General features: G+C 71.2%; 12 protein-coding genes and 1 rRNA gene. 12 read left to right on the forward strand and 1 reads right to left on the reverse strand.

The window, feature by feature from the left end:
• From rrf to ACFRMQ_RS26865, 12 genes are all read left to right on the forward strand, one after another.
• Positions 1-91: ribosomal RNA gene (rrf, locus tag ACFRMQ_RS26810) — 5S ribosomal RNA — on the forward strand; the annotation flags it as partial.
• Positions 92-185: 94 nt separating this feature from the next.
• A complete protein-coding gene (locus ACFRMQ_RS26815; RefSeq protein ID WP_380733203.1) occupies positions 186-806 on the forward strand; it encodes a CDP-alcohol phosphatidyltransferase family protein in 621 nt (206 codons plus the stop codon).
• Positions 807-930: 124 nt separating this feature from the next.
• Positions 931-3426, forward strand: a complete 2496-nt coding sequence (locus tag ACFRMQ_RS26820) for a sugar phosphate nucleotidyltransferase (protein WP_380733204.1) — start codon at positions 931-933, stop codon at positions 3424-3426.
• A 196-nt stretch (positions 3427-3622) separates the two neighbouring features.
• On the forward strand, positions 3623-4714 hold the full coding sequence (locus ACFRMQ_RS26825; protein WP_380733206.1) for a DUF881 domain-containing protein: 1092 nt from the start codon (positions 3623-3625) through the stop codon (positions 4712-4714).
• Positions 4711-5043 (forward strand): small basic family protein, encoded by a 333-nt coding sequence (locus ACFRMQ_RS26830; RefSeq protein WP_030062488.1) that lies wholly within the window; start codon positions 4711-4713, stop codon positions 5041-5043. Before ACFRMQ_RS26825 ends, ACFRMQ_RS26830 begins: the two co-directional genes overlap by 4 nt.
• 247 nt (positions 5044-5290) lie before the next feature.
• On the forward strand, positions 5291-6181 hold the full coding sequence (locus tag ACFRMQ_RS26835) for a DUF881 domain-containing protein (RefSeq protein WP_380733212.1): 891 nt from the start codon (positions 5291-5293) through the stop codon (positions 6179-6181).
• Positions 6182-6749: 568 nt separating this feature from the next.
• Positions 6750-7292 carry an FHA domain-containing protein gene (locus tag ACFRMQ_RS26840; RefSeq protein WP_380733207.1) on the forward strand — a complete coding sequence of 181 codons (543 nt, stop codon included), beginning with the start codon at positions 6750-6752 and terminating at the stop codon, positions 7290-7292.
• Between the two features lie 179 nt (positions 7293-7471).
• A complete protein-coding gene (locus tag ACFRMQ_RS26845; protein WP_380733213.1) occupies positions 7472-8164 on the forward strand; it encodes a MerR family transcriptional regulator in 693 nt (230 codons plus the stop codon).
• Positions 8165-8284: 120 nt separating this feature from the next.
• Entirely contained in the window at positions 8285-8761 is a 477-nt protein-coding gene (locus ACFRMQ_RS26850) for a bifunctional nuclease family protein (protein WP_030062493.1), read from the forward strand.
• Between the two features lie 248 nt (positions 8762-9009).
• Positions 9010-9654 (forward strand): MerR family transcriptional regulator, encoded by a 645-nt coding sequence (locus tag ACFRMQ_RS26855; protein WP_380733208.1) that lies wholly within the window; start codon positions 9010-9012, stop codon positions 9652-9654.
• Between the two features lie 113 nt (positions 9655-9767).
• The gene (locus ACFRMQ_RS26860; protein WP_380733209.1) at positions 9768-10490 is read left to right on the forward strand and encodes a vancomycin high temperature exclusion protein; all 723 of its coding nucleotides are present in this window, start codon (positions 9768-9770) and stop codon (positions 10488-10490) included.
• A 72-nt stretch (positions 10491-10562) separates the two neighbouring features.
• Entirely contained in the window at positions 10563-11984 is a 1422-nt protein-coding gene (locus tag ACFRMQ_RS26865; protein ID WP_380733210.1) for a DNA polymerase IV, read from the forward strand.
• Positions 11985-12126: 142 nt separating this feature from the next.
• Here the strand turns inward: ACFRMQ_RS26865 and ACFRMQ_RS26870 are convergent, their stop codons facing one another.
• Positions 12127-13623, reverse strand: a complete 1497-nt coding sequence (locus ACFRMQ_RS26870) for an MFS transporter (RefSeq protein WP_380733211.1) — start codon at positions 13621-13623, stop codon at positions 12127-12129.
• Positions 13624-13783 lie beyond the last annotated feature (160 nt).

Raw genomic sequence — 13783 nt, forward strand, 5'->3', positions numbered from 1 at the left:
GCCCGGTTACATTCCGAACCCGGAAGCTAAGCCTCATAGCGCCGATGGTACTGCAGGGGGGACCCTGTGGGAGAGTAGGACGCCGCCGAACAATTCTTTGAGAAGCCCCCGCCGGGGAACCGGTCGGGGGCTTCTCTGTTGTAGGGTCAATGTGCATTGTCGTCCACGGGACAGGAGGCCCCCGAATGGAGGTCCAGGAGACGCGGGTCCAGACCGATCGCGTCCTCACCATCCCCAACATGCTGAGCATGGGCCGGCTGGTCGGTGTTCCGGTCTTCCTTTGGCTCATTCTCTGGCCGGAGTTCGGTGGTCCGAAGAACGACCTCTGGGCGCTGTTGATCCTGGCATTGAGCGGGGTCAGCGATTACCTGGACGGAAAGCTCGCCCGGAAGTGGGGGCAGATCAGCCGGGTGGGGCAGTTGCTCGACCCGCTGGCCGACCGGCTCTATGTGCTTTCCACGCTGGTCGGATTGACCTGGCGTGAGATTCTGCCGTGGTGGCTCACCGCGGTCCTGTTGGCCCGTGAGGCGTTCATCGCCACGCTGCTGCCGATTCTGAACCGGCACGGTTACGGCCCGCTCCAGACGAGTTTTCTGGGGAAGGCCGCGACCTTCAATCTGATGTACGCGTTTCCGCTCCTGCTGCTCGGCAGTGTCGACAGCTGGATCGCCCGGCCGGCCGAAGTGGTGAGCTGGGCGTTCATCTGGTGGGGAGCCACGCTGTACTGGTGGGCCGCGATTCTCTACGCGGTTCAGGCGCGGCAGATCGTCCGGGGGACCTCCGCCGGCTCGGCGTCCACAGTCTGAGACGTGATCTGAGAGAAGCCCCACGCCCCATCGGTGCGTCGGACGGTACCTTCCGGGTAGAGATCCCTCTGGAACGCTTTGATGGACCTACTGGTCCACCACCGCGAAGGAGGACGCACCCGTAATGAAAGCCGTTGTAATGGCAGGGGGCGAGGGCACTCGACTCCGCCCGATGACCTCCAGCATGCCGAAGCCGCTGCTTCCGGTCGCCAATAGGCCGATCATGGAGCACGTGCTTCGGCTGCTGAAGCGGCACGGTCTCTCCGACACCGTTGTCACCGTTCAGTTCTTGGCGTCGTTGGTCAAGAACTATTTCGGTGACGGTGAAGAGTTGGGCATGCATCTGACCTATGCCCACGAGGAGACGCCACTGGGCACTGCGGGGAGTGTCAAGAACGCAGAGGACGCGCTCAAGGACGATTCCTTTCTGGTGATCTCCGGTGACGCGCTGACCGACTTCGACCTCTCGGAATTGATCGACTTTCACCGCAGCAAGAACGCTCTGGTCACCGTCTGTCTCACGAGGGTGCCGAATCCCCTGGAGTTCGGCATCACGATCACGGACGACGAGGGCAGGGTGGAGCGGTTCCTGGAGAAGCCGACCTGGGGGCAGGTCTTCTCCGACACGGTGAACACCGGTATCTACGTGATGGAACCCGAGGTCTTCGACTACGTCGCGGCCGGTGAGTCCGTCGACTGGTCGAGCGACGTCTTCCCTCAACTCTTGAAGGAGGGCAAGCGGGTCTACGGCTACGTCGCCGAGGGCTACTGGGAGGACGTGGGCACCCACGAGAGCTACGGCAAGGCCCAGGCGGACGTCCTGGAAGGCAAGGTCGAGGTCGAGCTCGACGGGTTCGAGATCTCGCCCGGCGTCTGGGTGGCCGAGGGCGCCGAGGTGGACCCGGAGGCGGTGCTCCGCGGGCCGCTGTACATCGGGGACTACGCCAAGGTCGAGGCCGGCGTGGAGATCCGTGAGCACACCGTGCTGGGCAGCAACGTCGTCGTCAAACGCGGCGCGTTCCTGCACAAGGCGGTGGTGCACGACAACGTCTACGTGGGGCCGCAGAGCAATCTGCGGGGCTGTGTGGTCGGCAAGAACACCGATGTGATGCGGGCCGCGAGGATCGAGGACGGCGCGGTGATCGGGGACGAGTGCCTGGTCGGCGAGGAGTCGATCATCGGGGCGAACGTCCGGGTCTACCCGTTCAAGACCATCGAGGCCGGCGCCGTCGTCAACACCTCGGTGATCTGGGAGTCGCGCGGCCAGGAGCACCTGTTCGGGGTGCGTGGCGTCTCGGGCGTCCTGAACGTCGAGATCACCCCGGAGCTGGCCGTGCGGCTGGCGGGGGCGTACGCGACGACCCTGAAGAAGGGCGCCACCGTCACCATCGCGCGTGACCACTCGCGTGGTGCGCGTGCGCTCAAACGGGCGATGATCTCGGCGCTCCAGACCTCCGCGATCGACGTCCGCGACCTCGAGAACGTGCCCATGCCGGTGGCCCGGCAGCACACGGCTCGGGGGAGTGCGGGCGGGATCTTCCTGCGGACCACGCCGGGGGTGGCGGATTCGCTCGACATCCTCTTCTTCGACGAGCGCGGGGCGGACCTCTCGCAGGCCGGCCAGCGCAAGCTGGACCGCGTCTACGCGCGCCAGGAGTTCCGGCGGGCCTTCCCCGGTGAGATCGGCGACCTGACCTTCCCGTCCAGCGTCTTCGACTCCTACGCGGGCAACCTGCTGCGGACGGTGGACACCACCGGGGTCCGGGAGGCCGGGCTGAAGGTGGTCGTGGACACCGCGCACGGCAGCGCGGGTCTCGTTCTGCCGAGCATCCTCGGCCGGCTGGGGGTGGAGGCGCTCACCGTCTCCACCGGGCTGGACGAGGCACGGCCGACGGAGGACGCGGAGGAGCGCCGGGCGGGCCTGGCCAGGCTCGGGGAACTGGTGGCCTCCTCCCGGGCGGCGTTCGGGGTGCGGTTCGACCCGGTGGGTGAACGCGTCGCTTTCGTGGACGAGCTCGGGCGGGTGATCGACGACGACCGGGCGCTGCTGGTGCTGCTGGACCTGGTCGCGGCCGAGCGGCGCAGTGGGCAGGTGGCGCTGCCGGTGACCACGACCCGGATCGCCGAGCAGGTCGCCGCCTACCACGGCACCCAGGTCATCTGGACCACGACCACGCCGGACGACCTCGCGAAGGCGGCCTCCGCCGAGGGCACGGTGTTCGGCGGGGACGGGCGCGGCGGTTTCGTGGTGCCCGAGTTCAGCGGGGTGCTGGACGGTGCCGCGGCCTTCGTCCGGCTCGTCGGCCTGGTGGCGCGGACGCAGCTCACGCTGAGCCAGATCGACGCGAGGATTCCGCAGGCGCACATCCGGCGCCGGGACATCGCGACGCCGTGGGCGGCCAAGGGCATGGTCATGCGCTCGGTGGTGGAGGCGGCCGGCAGCCGTCAGCTGGACACCACCGACGGCGTCCGGGTGGTCGAGGCGGACGGACGGTGGACGCTGGTGCTGCCGGACCCGGCCGAGGCCGTCACCCACCTGTGGGCCGAGGGCCCCGACGACGAGGCCACCGAGGCGCTGCTCGACGAGTGGGCGGCCGTGGTCGACGGCGCGGGGCGGTGACGAGCTGGGCCTGAGCAAGGTCCGGGCCTGAGCCCGGAACGACCTCGAACGGCGGGGCGCGCGGAGTGATCGGCGCGCCCCGCCGTCCGTTTTCACGCCATTCGGAACGATCCGTCACTTTCCGTCATGTGTGCAGCGTGTGTGCAGCTCAGGGCCCGTGCACGGGCCTCTTCGAGGCCATGGGACGATGGTCTCCATGCCAGCGACGCCGACGCCGAGTGCCCCGAACGGACGGTACAACCGTCCGGACGCCTCGATGTCCCTGCTGACCAACGTGATGGACCACAGCCTGGACGAGGGCTACGCGGAGGCCGCCGCCGCACGTGGCGGCGCCCGCGACAGCCGGGTGCCCGGCACGCTGCCGGGACTGCTCACACTGGGTGCCGGGCTGGCCCTGGTCGGCGCGGTGGTGACGGTGGGCGCCGTGAACGCGCACAAGGCCGAGCCGACGCTGGTCAAGGAGCGGGACGCGCTGATCCACCGGATCAACGACAGCAACACCTCGGCCGACCGGTTGCAGAAGCAGGTGCAGGAGCTGCGGCTCAAGGTCGACAGCACGCAGCAGCAGGCGCTCGCGTCCGGGGACGGTGATCCCGGCGGGTTGACCGGAGCCGTGGGCCTGGGCGAGGTCACCGGGCCGGGCGTGAAGCTGGTCCTGGAGGACGCGGCGGGCACGGGCCACGGCGGCAACGTCGACCCGCGGGCCGGGCAGGGCTTCTCCAACAGCGGCCGGCTGCGGGACCGCGACCTGCAGCTCGTGGTGAACGGCCTCTGGGGCTCCGGAGCCGAGGCGATCGCGATCAACGGCCAGCGGCTGACCGCGCTGTCCGCGATCCGGGCCGCGGGCGAAGCGGTGCTGGTGGACAACCGGCCGCTGGTGCCGCCGTACAACATCCAGGCGATCGGGGACGGCGCCAAGCTCCTCAGTGCCTTCGAGAAGGACATGGCCGGGCAGTACCTGCGGCTGTTGCAGGAGCAGTACGGCATCAAGTCGACGCTCTCCGTGCAGAAGAGCCTGACGCTGCCGGCGGCGGTGGGCGTGACGCTGCGGACCGCGCAGCCGGTGGCGCCCGAGCCCGCGCCCACGGCGACCGCTCCGGCTGGCGGTACGCCGCCGGCCGGAGCCGGAACCCCGGAGAGCCCCGGCGCGTCCGTCTCACCACCGGCCCAGCCTTCCGCCTCCGCGTCGGCCCCGCCGGCCGCGACCGGCGGCAGCCCGAGCCCCAAACGGCATCCGTCGACCGGAACCGCCAAGACCACGACAGGGACAGGAGCAGCCAGACCGTGATTGCCGTACTGGGTCTTGTGATCGGGGTGGTTGTCGGCCTCTTCGTCCAACCCGAGGTGCCGGACGCCGTCGTGCCCTACCTGCCGATCGCGGTGGTGGCGGCGCTGGACGCCGTGTTCGGCGGCGTCCGGGCGATGCTCGACGGGATCTTCAACGACAAGGTGTTCATCGTTTCGTTCCTGTCCAACGTGGTGGTCGCGGCGCTGATCGTCTTCCTCGGTGACCAGTTGGGCGTCGGCTCTCAGCTGTCCACCGGCGTGGTGGTCGTCCTCGGCATCCGCATCTTCTCCAACGCGGCCGCGATCCGGCGCCATGTCTTCCGTGCCTGAGCCGGGCCGCGGGGCGGCGGAGGAGAAGCCTGAGCCGGCGGGGGCCGACGAGGCCGCCGGGAAACCGGACGGGAAGGCGGCCTGGAAGGCCGTCGAGAAGGCCGCTGAGGCACCCGAGCCGGACACGGTCGAGGAGCCCGGGCCGGACGGGGCTGCCGAGGCGGTCGGGAGGATCGCTCGGGCTGCGGAGGCGCCGGAGGAGTCGGAGGGGAACTCCGACGCCGAGGCCGAGGCTGAGGCCGCTCCGGTGTCCGAGCCGACGCTCCGACTGACGAAGGTGGTCCAACCGGAGCCCGAGGCCTCGCCGGAGACGAAGCCCGAGTCCGAGCCCGTTTCCGAGACGGAGCCCGGACCCGCGCCCGCCGCGGAGCCCGCGCCCGAGCCCGCCGAGCAGCCGTCCGCCTTGGACCGGAACGCGGGCCGACGGCGCCTGAGGGCGGCGCTCTGGCCGCCGCGGCTGTCCCGAGGGCAACTGGTGGTGGCGCTGCTGCTGTTCTCGCTCGGGCTGGCGCTGGCGATCCAGGTACGGTCGACCAACGACCACCACAGTCAGCTGCGCGGGGCCCGCCAGGAGGACCTGGTGCGCATCCTCGACGAACTGGACAGCCGTCAGCAGCGTCTCCAGCAGGAGAAGGCGGAGCTGGAAGGCTCCCTGGCGAAGTTGGAGAACAGCTCCAACCAGGCCAAGGAGGCCCAGGAGCAGACCAGGAAGAAGATGACGGAGCTCGGCGTGCTCGCCGGTACCGTCAAAGCCACTGGTCCGGGCATCGTACTCACGGTCGATGATCCCCAAGGGCAGGTGAAGGCGGATATGCTGCTGGACACCCTGCAAGAACTTCGAGCGGCGGGGGCGGAGGCGATTCAGATCAACGATGTGCGCGTGGTGGTCAACACCTACTTCACCGACCTGTCGGGCGGTGGGGTGCAGATCGACGGGAAGAAGGTCTCGCAGCCCTATCGGTTCACCGTCGTCGGAAACCCGCAGGACCTGACACCCGCGCTGAACATCCCGGGAGGTGTCGTCCGCACCCTGGAGAACAACCAGGCGCGGGCGACGATCGCCCAGCAGCAGAAGGTGGTCGTCGACGCCCTCGTGGACCCGAAGTCGCCGCAGTACGCCAAGCCGGCTTCGAAGTGACGGGGCGCTCGACGAACGGCCCGTCAAGGGCGGGCGGTACCCGCTGCGGGGTGCCGCCGTCACATGGGCGAGACTGGTTCGCACCGGTACGCTCCGGAGGAACAACCGCAGCACCAGCCGTCGGAGCGCCACTCCGGCGGGCCCGAGCCGCAGCATCCGGGCTCGCAGCATGTCCGAGGTTCTCACCCTGCCCCGCGGGCGGGTCTGTCACACGCAAGGGGATTCGCCCGTGAGTTTCTTCTCGAAGTTGTTCGGTCGCAACAAGGGCCGCAACTCGGCCGCCGTCGAGGCGCCCACCGCACGTCACCGCCGGCCCGAGGACGAGCCGGCCGTCCCCGGCATGCGCCCCGCCCCCGAGGCCGGGTCGTACGCGGGACAGCAGCTGTACCGGGACGGCGGCGCCGCCCAGTACGCGGGGAATCAGGCGGGCTACGGCGCGTCGGTTGACCCCTCCGGCGAGCCGCGCATAGGTTTCCCGTCAGGACCCTCAACCTCTGGTGGAGGGTTTGCCCCGGATCCGTACGCCGGGCACAACCCGTCGGGTGTGCCGCGCCAGGAGGCTGTGAACATGGCTGGCCCCACTCCGTGTCCCCGGTGCGCCAACCCGAACCCGGCCTCGGCCCGGTTCTGCTCCAACTGCGGGGCGGCGCTGCGCGGCGGCCTGCTCCCGGAGGGGGCGGCGGAGACCACGTCGACCATCTCCATCTCCGGCCTGGAGTCGTACGACCCGACCGCCACGACCGGCACCGGCGCCACGCCGGCCCTGTCGGCCGAGGTGCTGTCGGCGATCGACGCGCTGCCGCCGGGCTCGGCCCTGCTGATCGTCCAGCGCGGTCCGAACTCGGGCAGCCGCTTCCTGCTGGACTCGGACGTCACCACGGCGGGACGTCACCCGCAGGGTGACATCTTCCTGGACGACGTCACGGTCTCGCGCCGCCACGTGGAGTTCCGCCGCACCCCGGCCGGCTTCAGCGTCGCGGACGTGGGCAGCCTCAACGGCACCTACGTGAACCGGGAGCGGATCGACGAGGTGGCGCTGAACAACGGCGACGAGGTGCAGATCGGGAAGTACCGGCTGGTGTTCTTCGCCGGCCACCACCGGGGGTACTGAAAACGACGCAGGCAGGAGCCCGAGTGAACACGAACACCCCTTCCTCTTCTCTCGGGGCGACCACTCCGACCCCGTCCGGTCCGCAGGCGGACCGCGGCGGGCGCGGGGTGGTCGCGGGCCCGCGGCAACCGGTCCGGGCGGAGCGTTCCGCCGGGCGCCGGCGCGGCGGTGACGAACTGCTGAGCATCGGCGCGGTGCTGGCCTTCCTGCGCGACGACTTCCCCGAGGTCACCATCTCCAAGATCCGCTTCCTGGAGGCGGAAGGGCTGGTCGAGCCGCAGCGCACGCCCTCGGGGTACCGCAAGTTCAGCCCGGCCGACGTCGAGCGGCTGGCCTACGTCCTGCGCATGCAGCGGGACCACTACCTGCCGCTGCGGGTGATCCGGGAACACCTGGACGCCATCGAGCGCGGCGAGAACCCGCCCGCGCTGCCCTCCGCCGACACCCGTCCCGGGCCGCTGGAGGAGGCGGACCGGGAACTGGTGGCCGCCGGCGAGGCGCCGTCCGGGGTCCGGCTCGGGCGCGCCGAGCTGTTGGCGGCGGCCGAGGCCGGAGAACCGGAGCTGGCCGAGTGGGAGTCCTACGGGCTGGTCGTGCCGGGCCCGGACGGCGGCTACGACGGCGAGGCGCTCCAAGTGGCCCGGCTGGTCGCGGAGCTCGGCCGGTACGGCCTGGAGCCCCGGCACCTGCGGGCGATGAAGGCGGCGGCGGACCGCGAGATCGCGCTGGTGGAGCAGGTGGTGGCGCCGCTGCGCAGACACCGGAACCCGCAGACCCGGGCGCACGCGGAGGCCACCGCGCGGGAACTCGCGACGCTGTCCGTGCGGCTGCACGCGGCGATGGTCCAGGCCGGTCTGCGAACCCGCGGTTAGGACGGGGCCAAGGCCCTCTCCGGCGGCCGCGACGTCCGCCGGGCGGCGGGTGCACCGCGCTGACCAGCGGCGTCGGCCCTGCGCTTTCATATCCGGGAGCGGAGCCATAGGGTTGCCTGTGTGAATGAGCTCGACGTCGTGGGTGTCCGAGTGGAGATGCCTTCCAACCAGCCGATCGTGCTGCTGCGGGAGGTCGGGGGAGATCGCTACCTGCCGATCTGGATCGGCCCCGGCGAGGCGACCGCGATCGCCTTCGCCCAGCAGGGCATGACCCCGGTGCGCCCGCTGACGCACGACCTCTTCAAGGACGTCCTGGAGGCACTCGGCCAGCAGCTCACCGAGGTCCGGATCACCGACCTGCGGGAGGGCGTGTTCTACGCCGAGCTGGTGTTCGCCGGCGGGGTCGAGGTGAGCGCCCGGCCGTCCGACGCCATAGCGCTGGCGCTGCGCACCGGCACGCCGATCTACGGGAGCGAGGAGGTGCTCGCCGAGGCGGGCATCGCGATCCCGGACGAGCAGGAGGACGAGGTCGAGAAGTTCCGGGAGTTCCTCGACCAGGTCTCGCCCGAGGACTTCGGGGGCGGCGGCCCGCAGTAGCCCGGTCCCGGGCTTTCCGCCCGCGATGGGGGCCGGCCGTTCGGCCTTTCGGCCCGCCGTTTTGCCAAAAAACGCCCACTTACCCACACTGGGGGCACGAAAAACCACTCTCCTGAGTGATGTGGTTTGTCTGGCCCGGCGTGGCGATCGTTGACGGGTCATAGGGGACTGCCTACCGTCAGGAGTGGCTGTCCGGGTGGCCGATGCCCGCAGTCGGATTGCCCGCAGCACAAGGGACGGAGGCAGGCATGAGCAGCATTGGCGATGACGCGGCGGTGGGCGGCCGGTGCGCCGTGCACATGCCGCGCACCGCTCGTACCGTCACGGACCTGCCCCGGGTGGGCAGGTTCCCGGCCGTGCAACCGGGCCAGCCCGCCATCGAGCGGCTGGCCCCGACATCCGAACTCCTCGGCTTCCGCGGCCCGACGGCCTGCGCGGCGGCCGGCATCACGTACCGCCAGCTGGACTACTGGGCCCGGACCGGGCTGCTGGAGCCCAGCGTCCGCACGACGTACCCGGCGACCAGCCAGCGGCTTTACAGCTTCCGCGACATCCTGCTGCTGAAGATCGTGAAGCGGCTGCTCGACGCGGGCGTCTCGTTGCAGAACATCCGGGTGGCGGTCGCCCACCTCCAGGCCGCCGACCAGGCCGACCTGGCCGGGATGACGCTGATGTGCGACGGCGCGACGGTGTACGAGTGCACCACGCCGCAGCAGGTGGTGGACCTGCTGAAGGGCGGTCAGGGAGTCTTCGGCATCGCGGTGGGGGCGGTCTGGCGCGAACTGGAGCTGACCCTCGGGCGGCTGCACGCCGAGCGCACCGACACCGGCGAGACCCTGGTCGGGAACGACCCGGGCGACGAGCTGGCGCAGCGGCGCAACCGGGCGGTCTGAACAGCCGATCGACGAGGCCGCGGGCCCGGACGGGGAACCGTTCGGGGCCGCGGCCTCGTCGTGTTGCCTGGTGGCGCGACCGAGCCCGGTCGGAGGTGAGCGAGGGAGGGCACATGGGGGTGGGCACCGGGATAGCGGGGCTGTCGAGGCGCAGGGCCGGGCAGCTGGGGGCACGGCTGCGGCAGCGGCCGACCCAGCGCAGGGTGTTCCAGGCCGGGACGGTGCTCAGCGCGCTGGCCCTGCTGCCGAGTGCCTGGGTGTGGCTCTCGGCGGGGGACCGGGTGGGCACGGTGCAGAGCGCGCCCGCCGCGCCCGTCGCGGTGGTCTTCGGCGCCGGGCTGTACCAGGGCCGGCCCTCGCCGTACCTGGAGCACCGGCTGGTCGCGGCCCTGGACCTGTACCGGCAGGGGAAGGTGCGGGCGATCCTGGTGACCGGGGACAACGGGCGGGTCGAGTACGACGAGCCCGACGCGATGTACACCTACCTGACCGAGCACGGGGTGCCCGCGGACCGGGTGGTCCGGGACTACGCCGGCTTCGACACCTGGGACTCCTGCACCCGGGCGCGCCGGATCTTCGGGGTGGACCACGCGGTGCTGGTGAGCCAGGACTTCCACGTCCGCCGGGCACTGGCACTGTGCGCGGCGGCGGGCATCCGCTCGTACGCGGTCGGGGTGCCGGAGCCGCACGACGCGACCTGGCTCTACGGCGGGCTGAGGGAGGTCGCCGGGGCGGGCAAGGCGGCGGTCAACGCCTGGCTGCGGCCGGACCCGCTGTTCCTCGGGCCCGAGGAGGACGGCATCCCGAAGGCGCTGGCGGAGGCCGCGCAGGAGTAGCCCCCGGGCCGGCCGCGGGGTTCCCGGCCGGGTTCCGTACGCACTGTCGGACCCGTACGCGATGATCGGCGGGTGCGATCTCTGCCGAGCATCATCCACCTCGACATGGACGCCTTCTTCGCGGCGGTGGAGCAGGCGGCCAAGCCGAGCCTGCGCGGCAAGCCGGTGGTGGTCGGGGGGCTCGGCGGGCGCGGGGTGGTCTCCACGGCCTCGTACGAGGCGCGGAAGTTCGGAGTGCACTCGGCGATGCCGATGGCGCAGGCGCGCCGGCTCTGCCCCAATGCCGCCTTCCTGTCAGGGCGGTTCGAGGCCTACCGGCAGAACAGCGAGATCGTGATGGGGCTGCTGCGGCAGCTCTCCCCGCTGGTGCAGCCGCTCAGCCTGGACGAGGCCTTCGTGGACCTGGAGGCCGGCCCCTACGGCCCCGCGCTGCTGGAGGCGGACCACGAGACCGGCGAGCGGCTGGTGTTGGCGCTGGCGGAGGACCTGCGCGCGGACATCGAGCGGCTGACCGGGCTGACCGGTTCGGTGGGGGCGGCGGGGTCCAAGCTGATGGCCAAGATCGCCTCGGAGCAGGCCAAGCCGAACGGGCTGGTCATGATCGAGCCCGGGCAGGAGCGGGCGGTGCTCGGCCCGATGCCGGTGCGGGCGCTGCCCGGGATCGGTCCGGCCACCGAGCAGGTGCTGCGCCGGGCCGGGCTGACCACGGTGGCCGACCTCGCGGAGGCGGGGGAGGCGGAGCTGGTGCAACTGGTCGGGCGGGCGCACGGCGCCGGGATCTTCCAGATGTCCATAGGCCTGGACGATCGTCCGGTGATCGCCGACCAGGACGCCAAGTCGGTGTCGGTGGAGGACACCTACGAGGTGGACCTGGCCGACCGGGACCGGGTGCTGCGCGAGGTGGAGACGCTGGCTGCCCGGTGCGTACGGCGGTTGCGGGCGGCCGGGCGCTCGGGGCGGACGGTGGTGCTCAAGGTCCGGCGGTTCGACTTCTCGACGCTGACCCGCTCGGAGACGCTCGGCGGGCCCACCGACGACGAGGCGGTGATCACCGCGACCGCGTCCCGGCTGGCCGAACAGGTGGACATCACCGGCGGGGTCCGGCTGCTCGGTGTCGGCGTCACCCAGCTCGCCGACTACACCCAGGAGGACCTGTTCGCGCAGGCGCTCCGGGAGGAGGCCGCGGAGCACGCCGAGGTGGCGGCCGAGGCGGAGCGGGCGGAGGAGAGACCGGAGGCCGTCGTGGTGCGGCGCTGGATGCCCGGCCAGGACGTCCGGCACGCCGAGTTCGGTCCGGGGTGGGTGCAGGGCAGCGGCGTCGGGAGGGTCACCGTGCGGTTCGAGACGCCGTGGAGCGAGCGGGGGAGGGTGCGGACCTTCGCGGTGGACGACCCGGCGCTCGAAGCGTCCCGGCCGCTGCCGCTGCGCCGGGGCGAGGGTGAGGGTGAGGCCGACGGGGTCGACGGAGGCCCACGGGCGGACCGGGGGGACTGAGGCGCGAAAACGGCCCCACCCGATGGGGAGTACCGGGTGGGGCCGATCACGGTGCCGGCTCCGTACGTTCGTGATGCCCTCGCGACGTCCGGAGGCCGGGTGCCCCGCGCCCTGTCCCTGAGCGCGGGGGCCGGACGCCTCGTCAGGCGTCGGTCTTGACCAGCTCGGGGCTGGAGTCCTGCCGGGCGGAGCCGTCGACGACGGTCGCGGTGGCGGCCGAGGTGGCGCTACGGATCAGGAACGGGACGACGCCGGCGACGACGCAGACGACGGCCGCGGTCCAGAACGCGTGCTTGTAGGCGTCCAGGGTGGGCAGCGAGAGCGGGATCTGCGGCGGCAGCTTCAGGGTGTCGCCGGTCAGGATGGCGGCCATGACGGCGGTGCCGATCGCGCCACCGACGGTGCGCAGCACGGAGTTCATGCCGTTGGCGATGCCGCTCTGCTCGGCCGGGACGGCGCCGTTGATGTAGGCCGGCATCGCGGCGAACGCGAGGCCGACGCCGAGACCGAAGATCGCCGAGGCGGTGTAGATGTCGGCCTCGTGTCCGTGCCGCACGGCCAGGTAGGCCATCGCGACGGCGCCGAGGACGCCACCGAGGACCAGCGGCAGGCGCGGGCCGCGCCGGGCGATCAGCAGGGCGCCGACCGGGGCGGCGACCATCGAGCCGATCGCGGACGGCAGCAGCAGGAGGCCGGCGTGCAGCACGGTGGCGGTGAAGCCGTAGTGGGCCAGCTTCTCCGGGGTCTGGGCGAAGTTGCTGATGACCATGAAGGAGCCGTACATGCCGAAGCCGATCAGCAGGCCGGCCAGGTTGGTGAAGGCGACGGCCGGGCGGGCCATCATCTTCATGTCCACCAGCGGGTGCGCGACCTTGGTCTCGACGATCCCCCAGACCAGGGCGACCACGGCGGCGACGGCGAACAGGCCGAGGGTCTTGTTGGAGGTCCAGCCCCAGTGGTTGCCCTGGCTGACCGCGACCAGCAGGGCGGAGAGCCAGCCGGCCAGGGTGAGGGCTCCCAGCGGGTCGGCGCCGCCCTCCTTGTCGGTGACCGGGTCGGTCGGAACGCGGAAGGCGACCAGGGCGATCGCGAGCAGGCCGCAGACGAGGCCCATCCAGAAGATCGACTTGTAGCTCCAGTGCTCCAGCAGGAGACCGGTGGCGACCAGGCCGAGGCCGGAGCCGACGCCCATCGAGGCGCTGATGGCGGCGACGCCGCCGGTGACCTTCTGCCTGGGCAGCTCGTCGCGGACGATGCTGATCGCCAGCGGGAGCACGCCACCGCCGGCGCCCTGGAGGACGCGGGCCACGACCAGCCAGGTGAACGAGTGGGTGCTGACCGCGAGCGCCGAACCGGCGACCAGACCGGCCAGCGAGATCAGCAGCATCGGCTTGCGGCCCCGGAGGTCGCCGAAGCGGCCCAGGAGGGGAGTCAGCACGGCTGCGGAGAGCAGGTTGGCGGTCATCAGCCAGGTGACGCTGGAGGCGGAGACGTCCAGTTCCCTGGCCAGCGAGGGCAGGATCGGGACGACCGCGGTCTGTACCACGCTGAACGACAGCATCGCCAGGATGAGGGCCGGCAGGACCCGGGCGCTGCTCTGCTTCTCGGCCGCGGTGGTGGGCTGTGGTGCCTCACTCACGGTTGCTTCCTCCCGTACATAGTGAATGAACTGAAGTAACTTTGCAGGCGATACTTCAGAGTGTCAAATATCGAGTGGTTAAGCCTTGGCAAAGACGAAGGGTCGGGTACGCGACAAGGGGGTGGGGCGGCCGGAGAGGAGCACGCCGAGGGCCCCGGAC

Origin of the sequence: Kitasatospora sp. NPDC056783 (assembly GCF_042789895.1) — a bacterium.
Taxonomy (GTDB): Bacteria; Actinomycetota; Actinomycetes; order Streptomycetales; family Streptomycetaceae; genus Kitasatospora.

Bases quoted from the DNA above. Each gene is read 5' to 3' on its own strand.
- ACFRMQ_RS26815 (WP_380733203.1), top strand. From the start codon at position 186: ATGGAGGTCCAGGAGACGCGGGTCCAGACCGATCGCGTCCTCACCATC.
- ACFRMQ_RS26820 (WP_380733204.1), top strand. From the start codon at position 931: ATGAAAGCCGTTGTAATGGCAGGGGGCGAGGGCACTCGACTCCGCCCG.
- ACFRMQ_RS26825 (WP_380733206.1), top strand. From the start codon at position 3,623: ATGCCAGCGACGCCGACGCCGAGTGCCCCGAACGGACGGTACAACCGT.
- ACFRMQ_RS26840 (WP_380733207.1), top strand. From the start codon at position 6,750: ATGGCTGGCCCCACTCCGTGTCCCCGGTGCGCCAACCCGAACCCGGCC.
- ACFRMQ_RS26855 (WP_380733208.1), top strand. From the start codon at position 9,010: ATGAGCAGCATTGGCGATGACGCGGCGGTGGGCGGCCGGTGCGCCGTG.
- ACFRMQ_RS26860 (WP_380733209.1), top strand. From the start codon at position 9,768: ATGGGGGTGGGCACCGGGATAGCGGGGCTGTCGAGGCGCAGGGCCGGG.